At 53.4% G+C, this 13766-nt stretch carries 14 protein-coding genes and 3 tRNA genes; 5 read left to right on the plus strand and 12 right to left on the minus strand.

Features of this window, described 5'->3' with window-relative positions:
• Window positions 1–2 precede the first annotated feature (2 nt).
• Both asd and rsgA read right to left on the minus strand, forming a co-directional pair.
• Complete coding sequence (asd, locus tag KGP21_RS02185; protein WP_021182109.1) at window positions 3–896, minus strand: archaetidylserine decarboxylase; 894 nt, start codon at window positions 894–896, stop codon at window positions 3–5.
• A gap of 64 nt (window positions 897–960) precedes the next feature.
• Window positions 961–2010: a small ribosomal subunit biogenesis GTPase RsgA gene (gene rsgA / locus KGP21_RS02190; protein WP_021182110.1), complete on the minus strand. Its 1050-nt coding sequence runs from the start codon at window positions 2008–2010 to the stop codon at window positions 961–963.
• 162 nt (window positions 2011–2172) lie between these two features.
• Here rsgA and orn point away from each other — a divergent pair, with 162 nt between their 5' ends.
• Window positions 2173–2718, plus strand: a complete 546-nt coding sequence (gene orn / locus KGP21_RS02195; RefSeq protein ID WP_021182111.1) for an oligoribonuclease — start codon at window positions 2173–2175, stop codon at window positions 2716–2718.
• A gap of 62 nt (window positions 2719–2780) precedes the next feature.
• On the opposite strand, the gene KGP21_RS02200 is transcribed toward orn, so the two are convergent.
• The 10 genes from KGP21_RS02200 to KGP21_RS02245 form a co-directional block, all read right to left on the minus strand.
• The gene (locus KGP21_RS02200; RefSeq protein ID WP_094982815.1) at window positions 2781–3506 is read right to left on the minus strand and encodes a glutamine amidotransferase; all 726 of its coding nucleotides are present in this window, start codon (window positions 3504–3506) and stop codon (window positions 2781–2783) included.
• Window positions 3507–3529: 23 nt separating this feature from the next.
• Window positions 3530–4171 carry a glutathione binding-like protein gene (locus KGP21_RS02205; RefSeq protein ID WP_223537045.1) on the minus strand — a complete coding sequence of 214 codons (642 nt, stop codon included), beginning with the start codon at window positions 4169–4171 and terminating at the stop codon, window positions 3530–3532.
• Window positions 4165–5394 carry a cystathionine beta-lyase gene (metC, locus tag KGP21_RS02210; RefSeq protein ID WP_051363762.1) on the minus strand — a complete coding sequence of 410 codons (1230 nt, stop codon included), beginning with the start codon at window positions 5392–5394 and terminating at the stop codon, window positions 4165–4167. The genes KGP21_RS02205 and metC overlap by 7 nt, the downstream gene beginning before the upstream one ends.
• Complete coding sequence (locus KGP21_RS02215) at window positions 5385–6050, minus strand: pyridoxal 5'-phosphate synthase (protein ID WP_094982813.1); 666 nt, start codon at window positions 6048–6050, stop codon at window positions 5385–5387. Before KGP21_RS02215 ends, metC begins: the two co-directional genes overlap by 10 nt.
• Before the next feature lie 4 nt (window positions 6051–6054).
• Window positions 6055–6960: a CoA ester lyase gene (locus KGP21_RS02220; protein ID WP_037376538.1), complete on the minus strand. Its 906-nt coding sequence runs from the start codon at window positions 6958–6960 to the stop codon at window positions 6055–6057.
• A 51-nt stretch (window positions 6961–7011) separates the two neighbouring features.
• Entirely contained in the window at window positions 7012–7431 is a 420-nt protein-coding gene (locus tag KGP21_RS02225) for a thioesterase family protein (RefSeq protein ID WP_021807566.1), read from the minus strand.
• 39 nt (window positions 7432–7470) lie between these two features.
• Window positions 7471–8643: an acyl-CoA dehydrogenase family protein gene (locus KGP21_RS02230; RefSeq protein WP_223537046.1), complete on the minus strand. Its 1173-nt coding sequence runs from the start codon at window positions 8641–8643 to the stop codon at window positions 7471–7473.
• A gap of 269 nt (window positions 8644–8912) precedes the next feature.
• Window positions 8913–9323, minus strand: a complete 411-nt coding sequence (locus tag KGP21_RS02235; RefSeq protein ID WP_021807564.1) for a hypothetical protein — start codon at window positions 9321–9323, stop codon at window positions 8913–8915.
• 38 nt (window positions 9324–9361) lie between these two features.
• On the minus strand, window positions 9362–10888 hold the full coding sequence (locus tag KGP21_RS02240; RefSeq protein ID WP_209530364.1) for a DHA2 family efflux MFS transporter permease subunit: 1527 nt from the start codon (window positions 10886–10888) through the stop codon (window positions 9362–9364).
• Window positions 10885–12051 carry an efflux RND transporter periplasmic adaptor subunit gene (locus KGP21_RS02245; RefSeq protein WP_218519954.1) on the minus strand — a complete coding sequence of 389 codons (1167 nt, stop codon included), beginning with the start codon at window positions 12049–12051 and terminating at the stop codon, window positions 10885–10887. The genes KGP21_RS02240 and KGP21_RS02245 overlap by 4 nt, the downstream gene beginning before the upstream one ends.
• A gap of 102 nt (window positions 12052–12153) precedes the next feature.
• On the opposite strand from KGP21_RS02245, the gene KGP21_RS02250 reads away from it, so the two are divergent.
• The 4 genes from KGP21_RS02250 (at window position 12154) to KGP21_RS02265 (ending at window position 13552) form a co-directional block, all read left to right on the plus strand.
• Window positions 12154–12972: a helix-turn-helix domain-containing protein gene (locus KGP21_RS02250; protein WP_021807562.1), complete on the plus strand. Its 819-nt coding sequence runs from the start codon at window positions 12154–12156 to the stop codon at window positions 12970–12972.
• Window positions 12973–13205: 233 nt separating this feature from the next.
• Window positions 13206–13281, plus strand: a tRNA-Gly gene (locus tag KGP21_RS02255).
• Window positions 13282–13345: 64 nt separating this feature from the next.
• Window positions 13346–13421: transfer RNA gene (locus KGP21_RS02260), tRNA-Gly, on the plus strand.
• Between the two features lie 55 nt (window positions 13422–13476).
• Window positions 13477–13552: transfer RNA gene (locus KGP21_RS02265), tRNA-Gly, on the plus strand.
• The last annotated feature ends 214 nt before the right edge of the window (window positions 13553–13766 follow it).

Here is a 13766-nt window from a genome sequence, read left to right on the forward strand (position 1 = left end):
CATCAATTCCCTTCGAAGGTGGCTTCTGGCGCGGCTGCGGCTTCAGCAAAAGCCTGGCCCATCCGGGTTACGGTGCCGTTGTTCAGGTGCGGAGCGAACTGTACGCTGCCAGGTGTGAACAGGTTGATGACCGTGGAACCGAGTTTGAAGCGGCCCATCTCTTCACCTTTAACCAGTTGGATCGCGCCTTCCATGCCTTCGGCTGGATAGGTCCAGCGGCGGATGATGCCTTCGCGGGGGGGCGTTACGGTACCGGCCCAGACGGTTTCGATGCTGCCCACAATAGTCGCGCCGACCAGGATCTGCACCATCGGCCCAAAGGCGGTATCGAATACGCAGATCACACGCTCATTGCGCGCAAACAGATTCGGCACGTTGGCGGCAGTTAGCGGATTGACCGAGAACAGATCGCCCGGCACGTAGATCATTTCGCGCAGTACGCCGTCACAAGGCATATGGACACGGTGATAGTCGCTTGGGGCCAGATAGGTGGTGGCGAACAGGCCGTTACGGAAAGGCTCCGCCAACAGATAGTTACCGGCCAGCAGGGCTTCCAGCGTGTAATTATGGCCTTTGGCCTGGAAAATCTGATCGTCGCGGATCGCACCGAGCTGGCTGATGGCACCATCTGCTGGCAGTGCCAGCACGTGAGGCTCCGCTACGATCGGGCGTGCGCCATCACGTAATGGACGAACGAAGAATTCATTGAACGTGGCATAGGAGGCTAAATCCGGGTTCTGTGCTTCCTGCATCTGCACGCGGTAATAGCGGGCAAACGCTTTTACCACCAGCTTCGTCAGCCAACCGGCCTTTTTATCTGCGCCCCAGCCCGCCAGGCGGGTTAACGCCAGCTTTGGCAGCCAATACTGTAATTTAATCTTGATGCTATCCAGCACATTAACCTCTTGAAAGGGGATATAAGGGCGAGGGGGGCGATTAGCGCAACCCCCGCACTGTGGATCAGTTATCTGCGTCCGGGAAGTTTTTGCGGGTTTTAACCTGCGCCATGCTTTCCAGAATACGGTGATAGTTGTCGAAACGCTCTTTGGCTATCGCGCCACTTTCCATCGCGGCGCGAATGGCGCAGCCCGGATCGGTGTCGTGGCGGCAGTCGCGGAATTTACAACCGCCCAAATAGTCGCGGAATTCGACATAGGCCTGGGTGACCTGCTCTGGCTCCAGATGCCACAGACCAAATTCACGCACGCCGGGGGAGTCAATAACATCACCGCCATGTTGGAAGTGATACAACCTCGCCGCCGTGGTGGTATGTTGCCCCAGGCCGGAGACGTCGGAAACCTGATTTACCAGAATTTGCTTTTCCGTCTGCGGCAGCAGGGCGTTCAACAGGCTGGATTTGCCCACGCCGGACTGCCCGGCAAAGATACTGATGCGGTCGACCAGCGCCTGCTCAAAGGCTTCCATCCCTTCGCGGGTCTGGCTGGACACTTCGAGAACGCGGTAGCCAATATGGCGATAGATGTCCATCATTCCGTCGACTACCTTACGCGCTGCGGCGTCCAGCAGGTCGATTTTGTTGAGCACGATCAGCGGCTCGACTTGCAGCGTTTCGCAGGCGACCAGATAGCGATCGATCATATTGAGTGAAAGTTCGGGCAAAATGGCCGACACGATGACGATCTGATCGATATTGGCGGCGATAGGTTTAACGCCGTCGTAGAAATCAGGGCGGTTCAGCACCGAGGTGCGTTCATGCACCGCTTCTACGATGCCTTTGACCCCCGCATGAGTGCCTACGCCAGGGCGCCAGACCACGCGATCGCCGGTAACCAGCGAACGTAGGGTGCGGCGAATGTTGCAGCGATGCTGGACGCCGTCTGCGGCTTCCACGTCGGCATGCATGCCAAAGCGGCTGATGACGATCCCGTCTTGCGGTTCGCCCAATTGGGAATCATCCAGCTCCGGCTTGTTGTCAGTACGCTTTAGGCGACGCTGATGGTTGGCCTGTACGCGGCGTTCTTGACCTTTGGACAGTTTGTTCTTACTCACTGAGCCTCACTTGAATCGGCATTTATCGCTCGGGGCGAGCAAAAAGGCTATGATACACGCTATTTTATATTAAATAACCGTTCTTGACCGCCACGCACGCTGGCATTAGCCGCGGGTTTGCCCGTGGTTTGTTTATCTTTCGGCTTTTACGCAGGAAAAATCATGACAGGAAACGAAAACAACCTGATTTGGATCGATCTGGAGATGACCGGGTTGGACCCTGAACGCGATCGTATTATCGAGATCGCGACATTGGTGACCGATGCCAATTTGAATATCCTTGCCGAAGGACCGGTGATCGCGGTGCATCAATCAGATGAGCAACTGGCGCGAATGGATGACTGGAATGTGCGCACGCATACCGGCAGTGGGCTGGTGGAGCGCGTTAAAGCCAGCAAACATGACGATCGTGCCGCCGAGCTGGCGACTATCGCTTTCCTGCAAGCGTGGGTGCCAGCAGGTAAATCACCTATCTGTGGCAACAGCGTTGGTCAGGATCGCCGTTTCCTGTTCCGCTATATGCCGCTGCTGGAGGCCTACTTCCATTACCGTTATCTGGATGTCAGCACCCTGAAAGAGCTGGCACGCCGCTGGAAACCGGAAATCCTGCCAGGCTTCAAGAAGCAGGGTACCCATCAGGCGTTGGATGATATCCGCGAATCCGTTGCGGAACTGGCGTACTACCGCGAGCATTTTATTCAGCTGTAGCCGGGAGCAGGTTCATAAAAGGGGGCGGAGGAGTAATCCTCGCCCCCTTTTCTATTGCGCGGTTAATCATTTTTCCTATCGTTTGGCCGTAGCCACATATCCAGAAAGGCGCTTAACCAGGCAATACCCTCACGGTCATACCTTTGCCCGTTGAGTTGCTGTTCGGCCAGGGACTGTGCCCCTGGCTGGCTTAATTTATGTTCGGCAGCCCTACCCCAGCGTTGCATGGTCTGGTAGCTGACCTCGGGGTGGAATTGTACGCCATATGCCTGCCTGCCGTAACGTATGGCCTGATGACAAAATTGCTCACCTGTTGCAAGAAGCTCCATGCCTTCGACAGTGTCGAATCCCTCGCTATGCCATTGATAAACATGTGTCGGCCAAACACCTAGCTTTCGACCTGGCCGGGTTGGGTAAATGGGCCAGTAACCAATCTCGACTCGTCCATCGTCTCTGGCCATCACCCGACCCCCGAGATGACGAACCATCATCTGTGCGCCAAGGCAAATGCCTAAAAAAGGAACGTCTTCACGCAGGGGGACTCCTATCCATTCAATTTCGCGCTTAACCCAGTCTGTATTGTCATTTGCACTCATGGGGCCACCAAAGACGATCGCACCGCTGTGCTTGGCGAGTGTATCGGGTAACGGATCATCGAGCGGTGGGCGGCGAATATCAAGGGAATAGCCCCGTTGCAGCAGCAACTGACCAACACGCCCGGGAGCGGATTGCTCCCGGTGTAAAACGATGAGTACTGGCAAAGATGCCGGTTTAGCGATTGTTTTCATATCATTATCTTTTTGGGGAAACCTTACAGACGAATGCGCTGCCCACGTAAATCATCGTAGGGAACCATCACATGCTCGCGATAGGCTGGGCGGCTTTGTAACCGTTGATACCAAGCCTCCACGGCAGGGAGCGGCGGGCGTTCGATATCCAACGAAAAATAGCGATACAAGGTGGCCCCGGTGGGAATATCAGCCAGGCCAAAACTGTCCCCGCTTAAAAAAGGTTGTCGGCTTAGTATTGTCTCCAGCACCTGGAAATGACGAGAACAGCGGGCCACCTTGTCATGGAGAGTTGGCCAGTCCCGTTCGGCCTCAGGGGTGCGGATCAGCCCCCAAAAAACCCCCATCATCAGATCCGGTTCCAAGGTGGTTTGGCACCAGTCCATCCAGCATTCCACCTGGGCCCGTTTTCGCGGGTCATCAAGCCAAAAATGACTACCGGCAGCAAGGAAGCGCAGGATGGTATGAGATTCCCAGACAACCTGCCGATCCAGGTCGATCACCGGGATATGGCGGGTTGGATTAATGACGGCAAACTCCTCTGTGTCACAATCGCCAAATTGCCCACCAAAAGGAATAAGGTGATATTGCAGGCCTAATTCACCGATAAGCCACATCACTTTCTGCACATTAAATGAGTTTTTACGCCCCCAAACGCTTAGCATGGCAACTCCCTCTGTGAGCCAATGGATGCGGTGGTCAACCGGGTGAAACCGTCGTTGAGATCCGCGATCAAATCTTCGGGATCTTCAAGCCCAATATGCAAACGAATGCCTGAACTCCCTGCGGCCCAGCGTGCCGCTGCGCTTGGTTTATCGAGTGCAAATGGGATTGCCAGGCTTTCGAAACCGCCCCAGGAATAGCCAAGGCCAAACAGCCTGAGCCCGTTTAAGAAGGCGGCAATCGCCTGTGCCGGGAAAGGACGCAGTACTATTGAGAACAGGCCCGATGCACCTTTAAAGTCACGCTGCCAAATGGGATGGCCTGGGCAGTCTTCCAGGGCCGGATACAGCACCGCCTGGACTTCTTCCCGCCCGGTTAACCAGCGTGCGATAGCCAGCGCGTTACGTTGATGCTCACGCAGCCGAACGCCAAGCGTTCTTAAGCCACGCAGTGCCAGATAAATATCATCAGGGCCGACACATAGCCCCAGATCGCCGTGCAACTGCTTTAGTTTTGGCCAGAGCCGTGCCGTTGCGGATACGGTACCGAGCATGGCATCGGAATGCCCTGCCAAGTATTTGGTGCCCGCTTGAATGGAGAGATCGACGCCGTGCTCATGGGGTTTGAAAAAGAATGGGGTGGCCCAGCTGTTATCCATGATGACGGTAATTCCACGCTGGTGCGCAATACGGGCAATAGCGGCAACGTCTTGTAGCTCAAAGGTGTTGGAGTTGGGGCTTTCAATGTAGATGGCACGGGTACGCCGAGTGATTAATGCCGCGATGCCGCTGCCTATAGTGGGCTGGTAGTAATAAGTCTTGATCTCCAGACGGCGTAGCAGGGTATCGCAGGCATGACGCACCGGTGCATAGCTACCCCGGGTCATTAACAGGTGGTCACCGGGTTTCAGGCAGGTGAGTAACGCCAGATTACAGGCCGTAAGGCCGGAGGGGCATAATACCACCCCTGCGCCCCCTTCCAGTTGGTTCAAGGCTTGTTCCAGGGCTTCAGAAGTGGGGGTGCCACGCCGCCCGTAAATATACGGCTGGGTTCGGTTGAGTAAATCCTGCACCGTTGGGCTCAACACGGTAGAACCGTGGTAGACCGGTGGGTTTACAAAGCCGTGGTACTCACTGGATTTACGCCCCGTATGAGTCAGCAAGGTGTTACAGCCTACGGTTAGGGATGAGGAGAGGACCTCGTCGTGTGAGTGATTTATGGCCATAACAGGTTACGCTCCCAACGTTGATCGTCGCCGTCACGACGATATCGCAGGCGGGTAAAGTGGCGATTACTATCGGCTTGCCAAAATTCGACTTCTCTGGGAGCCAGTGCAAACAGAACCCAGTGTGGAGAGATAAGGCCAGGTTCGGCGCTAAGCCGATACAGTTGTCCCTGTATGGCTGTCTCCAAGTCCCTTGGGGACTCGAGTATTTCACTTTGCCGTGCTGCCAGAATAGCGGCACGAGAGCGTTCTGGGCGGCGTGAAAAATCGGCAATGCTGGCTTCCGCAGACAGGGGGACGACAGGGCCACGCAGACGGATTTGTTGGGCTAACTCAGGCCAGTAACAGGTGAGTGCAGCATAGGGGTGATGATCGAGCTGTTGGCCTTTAGGGCTGCGCATATTGATGGCGAAGTGCCAACCCTGCGTGGTGACATCCAGCAGCACGACGGCGCGCGCATCGGGCATGTTTTCACGATCGACGGTGGATAAGGTCATCACGTGGGGTTCCATCACCTGCAAGGCAATGGCCTGATCCAGCCATTGTTCAAACAGTTCCTGGGGTGTGCCGGGAGCGACTGCGGTATCGAACGGTGTGGGGGCATAACCGGAAAACACCTGCAACTGAGCCAGCTTGGTTTTCATATCCATTAGCATGCCATTACTCCCTGTGAAATTGAGCGGCGAATGTAAGAAGCCGCTGTGCGGCAAGATAGTCGGGCACTTCGGTGAGGAAGCCGTTCACCACGGCGGCGGCAACGCGCTTGCCATTTGCTGCCTGGCATGCGGTTTCGAACGTGGAGATAATCTGCCTGGCCTGTGCAATTTCCTGAGCCGAAGGGGTTAACGTTTGATTCACCAGCCCCACAAATTGCTCATTAACAATGGCTTTGGCCCGATACCCCATGCTGCGGGACTGGCGCATATCGCGTTGTGCACCTTCGTTATCCGAATAGCTGTAGGGGCAATCAATCGGTGTAATGCCCATTGCCGTACATTCGACCAAAAAGCGCTGGCGTATGTAGCTTAATTCGCTGCCGGCCCGGGTTCTTTCCGCACCGATATCGGCCACCATATCTTCAGTGCCGACCAGAATGGCGCGAATACGCGAACTTGCCTGTGCAATGGCGCAGGTATTGATGAGCCCGCGAGCGGATTCGATATTGGGGACCAATTCTGTCGAACCAGGCTCAATGTCGTAGCGTATTTCAAAGTGATGAACCGCTTTATCCAACTCTGCAACCTGTTGTGGCGTGGAAACCAAGGACATCATGATGATGTCTGGGCGTGCGGACATCACACTATCAAGGTCTTCTAGCCCCCCGTCATCAAGCGGGTTGATGCGTACTGACGTCAGTGAACCCGCGGCGTGCCAGATGGGCAGGATCTCTTTGGTCAAGTGCCTGGCTTGTGGTCTTAGTGCTGGGGGGGTAAAAGTCTCCAGTTCCTGTATCAGGACATCAGCCCCACTCTCTGCCCCTTGTCGCAAGGCATCGCGATCGGCCCCAGCTAAAAATAGCCATGAACGACGTGGGTTTGACGGTGTTATGGGTGCGGATAATGGCATTAACGATCCCCTGTGTTAAAAGGCTGTATCAAGCGATGAGTATTGGAGCCGTTATAACGAGTCCTGGAAATTCATTACTCGTTGTTTCATGTCATCAGGTACTGGGACCGATTTATTAATCAGGTAATCAAAACAGACATGCGTAGAGGCACCTTGCGCAATCAGTGTCTTGTCGCCATGCTGGTTTTTATGGATTTCATAATGCATTTCAAAACTTTTGCTGCCGAAATTGATCACGCGGCAGCTGACCTCTAAATTATCGCCTAATATAGCCGGCGCAATATATTCACAAGAGGTTTTCACCATGATTTGCGGTAACTTTTCGCTGTAAGGGATCGCTAAAAGGGTGTGCATATATTTTACATAGGCATGCTGAATATATTCGTAATAAACCGGGCTGCTGACATGCCCCATTGAATCAGTGTCACGGTATTTGACTTCCAGCGCAATGATGAAGGCTTGCTTTTCCATAAGTATTCTCCAACGTTATGACGAAAATAGGGAATTAAATTATCGAGTTGGGTCAATGCACTGCTTATAAATCGGCAGGCGATTAATCTGATTGAAAATATTCTTTTTATGCATTTCTTCTGTTCCTCCCACGCTGCAAAAACCGAGCGCATCGCGAACAAAGTCGGCTATTGGCCCTTGCTGATAGCCGATACTGCCGTACAGTTTGAGCAAGCTGGTGGCATTATTGACCAAATCATTGGCACCCATAATTTTTGCCATGGAACTGACCATCAATAATTCCTGTTCCGTATGCTCATTGAGCAAGTGACTTAACGCCCCATAAGCCAGCCAGCGGCTGCGCTCGATCCCGAGCTGTATTTCGACGATGCGTTGCTGAACGTACTGGTGCCGATCGATGGTGCTGCCAAAGCTTGCCCGGCTGTGGATGTAAGACAAGGCGTCCTTCATAAAGCAGGTGGGAATAAGCGCGGCGACCAAGCCGTAATATATTCTGCCTAGTGATATGATTTGTATTAAGTTTTTATGGCCATCGCCCGGTTTGCCAAGCAGTTGTTCAGGGGGGATACGCACATTTGCAAAACGTATGCTGCCGGTAGGCAAATCTGCCAGCCCTAATTTATTGTCTGGTGTTTGGTAGGTAACCCCTGTGGTTTCGCGATCGACGAGTGCCAAAGCGATACCACCCTGATTTTCCGTATTGGCCAGGCGAGTGACAACCAAGGTAAATTGAGTGATAGGAGCGTGAGCAATATTGTATTTTTCGCCTGTCAGCAGATAACCTTGTTCATCTTCAATGAGCATGGTTTTAATGTTACGCGTATCGGTTCCTGTCTCTGGCTCGGCTATGGCGGTTGCACTTAACTCTCCCCGTAGGATGGCAGGGAAATACCGTTCACGCTGCATGTCATTACCGTACAGCGTTAATGCGCGTACCATGCCCGCTTGAGCAATAATCGATAACAATAAACCGGGTTTCCGGATGGATGACGCGACCCCTTCAAGCGCCGTGGTGAAATGCCACCATCCTAACCCATTACCCCCATATTCCGATGGCACGATATACTGCCAAAGCCCTTCCTGTAAAAGCCGTTGCCATCCTTCGGTATTAAATTCACCGAGGGAGTTGTTTTCCTGATGGGCTAATGAGGTACCCACAGCATAATATTTTGCTCGAATTTCTCTTTGCTCTTCCGTCCAGTCGAATTGCATTTTTAACCCCTCCATGTCTCTCGCTATGATCCTTTGACGTCACCATAACAAACGTATTTTTTCATCAATGAAAAAACTGATAATCTTTCGGCTTGGCTTTTCTGGTTTAGCGTTACTGGTTATATTTAAACAATAAAAAGGAAGCCGGATAATGATTTTGGCACTAAAAATAATGAATTTTGGCCATATTAGCGAATCACTGTGTCGCCCTATTTCGACGCTGTTGGGAGATTCAGCGATACTGACACCCGACAGCGCCGAAAAATGCGCTAACGGTTATCAGCACTCATCAACTTTTCACCTAATGTCAGCGCCTCTTCCAGGGTTGCCGCTGTTGCCAGCGGGGTGCCGAAAAACTTCATCATTTCTTTGGCATGAGCCATTTGTTGTTCACGCTCTTTAGCATCAGGTTCGACGCTAATCAGGGCGCGGCAGATGCTGCCAAACTTTTCCTTGTTCGCTTTGAACCAGCGCATACGGCATTTGCGATCGTCATTGCTTTCTTCTTTAGGGCGATTGGGGGGGAAAACGATCACGAAGGGGAGAGCTTGAGCGATCAGGCTATTGAGTTCCTCTTCCCACCGTTTGGTGTAACCAGGCACGATGGCCTGGTTACGCATGATCACCAAAGGGAATTGTCGAATGTCGTAGACGGTAAAGCGTTGTGAACTCAGTGTCATGGTGATTCCTCTGTCTATTAAGGTGAATGGGATGATGACTATGCTTTGGCTTTAGGCACAAAAGGCGGTTTGGCAAACCAAACCAGCACGATGGCTAACAGAAATACGCCAGCCAGCGCATAAGAAATATCATTGAAGGCGATCTGTGTGGCCTGCTCGGAGAGCAGGCTATTCAGCCGTTCATAGCCTAGCTGCGCCTGGCCCTGCCCTAAAGCCGCGACCGCCTGGTGAGTATCTTGATCGTAGGCCGTCAGGGACTCGCCTAATTGGGCGTGATGGGAAATCGCACGGCGATCCCACATCAGGGTGGTGATGGAGACCGCCAGGCTGGCACCCAGCGTACGCATAAAAGTGGCAAGCCCTGAGCCAGCCGCGATCTCGTCTGGCTTGAGGTCGGAGAGCAGGATGGCGTTGATCGGCATGATAAACAGGGCCAGCCCCAACCCCTGTAACAGTTGGATCAGCGCGATATGCTGGAAATCAATCTCAATGACAAAGCCTGAGCGCAGGTAAGAGGCTGTAGCTAGCAGGATGAAAGCCCCGCACACCAGCCAGCGCATGTTGAAACGCGGCGCATATTTGCCCATAAAGGGCATCAGTAGCAGCGGCAAGATCCCCATGGGAGCGACAGCCAACCCCGCCCAGATGGGGGTGTAGCCCAAGGTGCGCTGTAGCCAAAGTGGCATGATGACGTTGGTTGCGTAAAACGCGGAATAGGCACCGATCAGCGCAAGCGTACCCACCCGGAAATTGCGATGACGAAATAGCTGCAAATTGACGATCGGCTGTGAGTCGGTCAGTTCCCAGATCACAAAAAACAGTAAGCTGACCACGGCAACGATAGCCAGCACGACGATCTGGGTAGAGTTGAACCAATCCTCTTCGTTGCCTTTATCCAGCAAGATCTGGAGTGCTCCAACCCCCAGGATCAACGCGACTAGGCCAACTCGATCCACCTTGGCACGCTGGGTGCTCTCGGGGCGACCATGCATTTGGCTGGCAACCAGCGTGCAGGCAAAAATGCCGACGGGAATATTGATCAGGAAGGTCCAACGCCAGGAGTAATAATCGGTGATCCACCCGCCGAGCAAAGGGCCTGCAACCGGAGCGACCACGGTGACCATGGCGATCATCGACAGCGCATAACCCCGTTTTTCCGGCGGATAAATAGACAACATCAGCGCTTGGGTCGTCGGGATCAGTGGCCCGGCCACCGCTCCTTGTAACACGCGACAGAGAATTAACATTTCCATATTGATGGCCATTCCGCACGCTAATGAAGCGGCAGTGAACAATCCCATTGACCAGAGAAACAGCCGCAGTTGGCCAACACGACGTACCAGAAAACCGGTGAGTGGCAAGGCAATCGCGTTGCTGGCGGCAAAACTGGTGATCACCCAGGCGCTCTGGCTACTGCTGGCTCCCAGATTACCGGCGATGGTCGGCAAGGACACGTTGGCGATAGTGCCATCAAGCACGTACATAAATACCGCCAGAGCCAGGCCAAAGGTGGTCCAGTTGACGCTGGGCGGACGGAAATCCTGGGCAGGGATAGCGGAGCTCATATGTCCCCTCCGTTGGCCTTAACGATCTGTTCGATCAAGGCGTCTGATTGACTCAGTTGATCAAGATAGACATCTGTCGCCAGCAAGGGCTCTGGCGAGCGTTGAGCTAATAACGCACCGCTGCGGTCATGCACATCCACATTGACCTGCATGGACAAGCCAATGCGTAGCGGGTGGCTAATGAGTTGCTCGGGCTGAGTGAGGGAGATCCGTACCGGTACACGCTGAACGATCTTGATCCAATTCCCCGTTGCATTTTGTGCTGGCAGCAGCGCGAATGCGGCACCGGTTCCAATACCCAGGTTCTGAACTTGGCCGTTATAGCGTATGGTTTTGCCATAGACATCGGCATAGATCTCTACTGGCTGATCGATGCGAATATCACGCAGTTGAGCTTCAGTGAAATTAGCCTCGACCCAGACTTTATCCAGCGGCACGACGGCCATCAGCGCTTCGCCTGGCTGTACCCGCTGTCCCAACTGCACCTTGCGTTTGGCGACATACCCTGTGACCGGGGAGACGATGGTGGTGCGTGAGCGATCGAGGTAAGCGACACGCAATGCCGCTATCGCTGCCAGTACTTCTGGGTGCGAAGTCAGGCTGGTGTTATCAACTAATGAGAGAGTTTGCTGGTACTGTTGCTCGATAGCGTCCAGCGCGCTCTGTGCCTCCAGAAAAGCGTTGTTGGCATGGGCTAACTCCTCTTTGGAGATGGCATGAGAAAGGGTGAGTGCGCGGCGTCGTTGGTAATCGGCGCGTGCTTTGTCCAGCGTGGCCTGGCGGACAGCGATTTCGGCCTTGGCACCGCTGACCGCACTATACAAACCACGTACTTTGCGCACCACGTTGGCCAGATGGGCCTTGGCATTGTCCAGTGCCAGTTGGCTGTCACCAGGATCGAGCACAACCAGCGTATCGCCAGCGAACACCAATTCACCATCATCGGCGTTGATGGACACCACGGTGCCATGAAACTGTGGCGTGATCTGTACGACATCACCCTGAACATAGGCGTTATCGGTGCTGGCATACCAGCGGCCATACATGCCATACCATCCCCCCCAGAGAATAGCGGCAAGCAGACAGGCTGCCCCCAGTAAATACAGCAGCCAAGGGCGTTTACTTTTGGCAGGGGTGGGGGAAGGGGTCTTAACGTCATTCATTAGGGGCCTCTGGTTGGTCAATGAGCGGAGAATGTATGAATAATGGACAATTGACGAAAAGTTGGGTAACGTTATTTAGGCTAAAAACAATGAGAAACAATCATGACGGTAGCGGTGCTTGCCAACCATCCCTCCGACCTCAGTGAACGAGCCGATGGCCCTTCACTCATCGCTATGTGGGGTGAAGACGATCCGGGGCTTGAGTTTTGTCTGGGGACGCGCGAATACGATTGGCACCATCATTTGCGGGGGCAGTTGTTCTGCGTGGAGAACGGCTTGTTGCATGTTCGCACCAGGCAGGGATCCTGGCTGTTACCCCCGAACCGCGCTGGCTGGATACCCTCACACGAGCCGCACAAGGTCAGCATCAGCGGCGTCATGAGCGGCTGGACGGTGCTGATTACGCCTGATGCGAGCAAAGACTTGCCCGACCAACCCTGCGTGATTGGCATCAGTGAGTTGATGAATGCGCTAGTACGCCGTGCGGTGTCCTGGTCGTTTGAAGAGACTTTGCAGGTTGAACAGGAGCGGATGATTGCGGTGTTGTTGGATGAAATCCGGCGTTCGCCCCATCAGCCGCTGCATTTGAGAATGCCTACCGACCGGCGCTTGTTACGGATCACCAATGCGATCCTTGCCGAGCCTGATAACACCAGAACCTTGCAAGCCTGGGCGGCTTGGGGAGGGCTTTCCCCCAGCACCCTATCGCGATTGTTTATGGCCGAGACGGGCAACAGCTTTGCACAATGGCGTCAACAGGCAAGGTTGTCTCACGCGTTGGAAATGTTGGCTAATGGTATGCCTGTGAGCAGTATTGCGGATGCCTTGGGGTACGCGACCCCCAGCAACTTTATTGCGATGTTTAGACGGTGTTTCGGCGATTCTCCCGCCCATTATTTCTCCAAGCGCAAGTCGCTGTGATTCGGACCATTGGTTGTTCACCGTGATGAGAGACCAAATCCTGACCTTGGTTGCCCGCAAAGCAGGTTTTTACCTATCCCGGCATGAAAATTCACCATTTCGGTGCTTAAAGCAGCAATCAGACAAAATTCGCGTTTTTTTGCTTTCAGGGGCTTGCGGCGAAAAGGATTTCTCGTATAATGCGCACCCCGTACCGATGAAGAATTTCGTTTCATTCGCCATCGTTACGCCGGGCGGGAATAGCTCAGTTGGTAGAGCACGACCTTGCCAAGGTCGGGGTCGCGAGTTCGAGTCTCGTTTCCCGCTCCAACTTCAAAAATGCTGCTGATGTAGCATGATGAAGAAAAAGTAGTTAAAGTAACGCCCATGCGACGCGGGAATAGCTCAGTTGGTAGAGCACGACCTTGCCAAGGTCGGGGTCGCGAGTTCGAGTCTCGTTTCCCGCTCCAAAAATTTCAAAGGCCATGTTGTTCATTGTTGGCCGGATGCTTCAAGCATATCAATGCGGGAATAGCTCAGTTGGTAGAGCACGACCTTGCCAAGGTCGGGGTCGCGAGTTCGAGTCTCGTTTCCCGCTCCAAATTTATCTCCAGTTTAGATTCAATCCTACGCCGCTTCTGGTGTGACTTTCTTTCAGTTATACATACTCAGAAAATAGGTTGTGAACAGAGTTATCCACAGATCCTGTACATAATACCTTCTGTGCAAAAATGCAACGCCTCACAAATGAAATTTATATCTTATTGATAATAATCAATATTTATTTCTTATAAAACGTTATCTCGATCACTTGC

This window comes from Serratia sp. JSRIV004 (genome assembly GCF_019968705.1).
GTDB classification, from domain to species: domain Bacteria; phylum Pseudomonadota; class Gammaproteobacteria; order Enterobacterales; family Enterobacteriaceae; genus Chania; species Chania fonticola_B.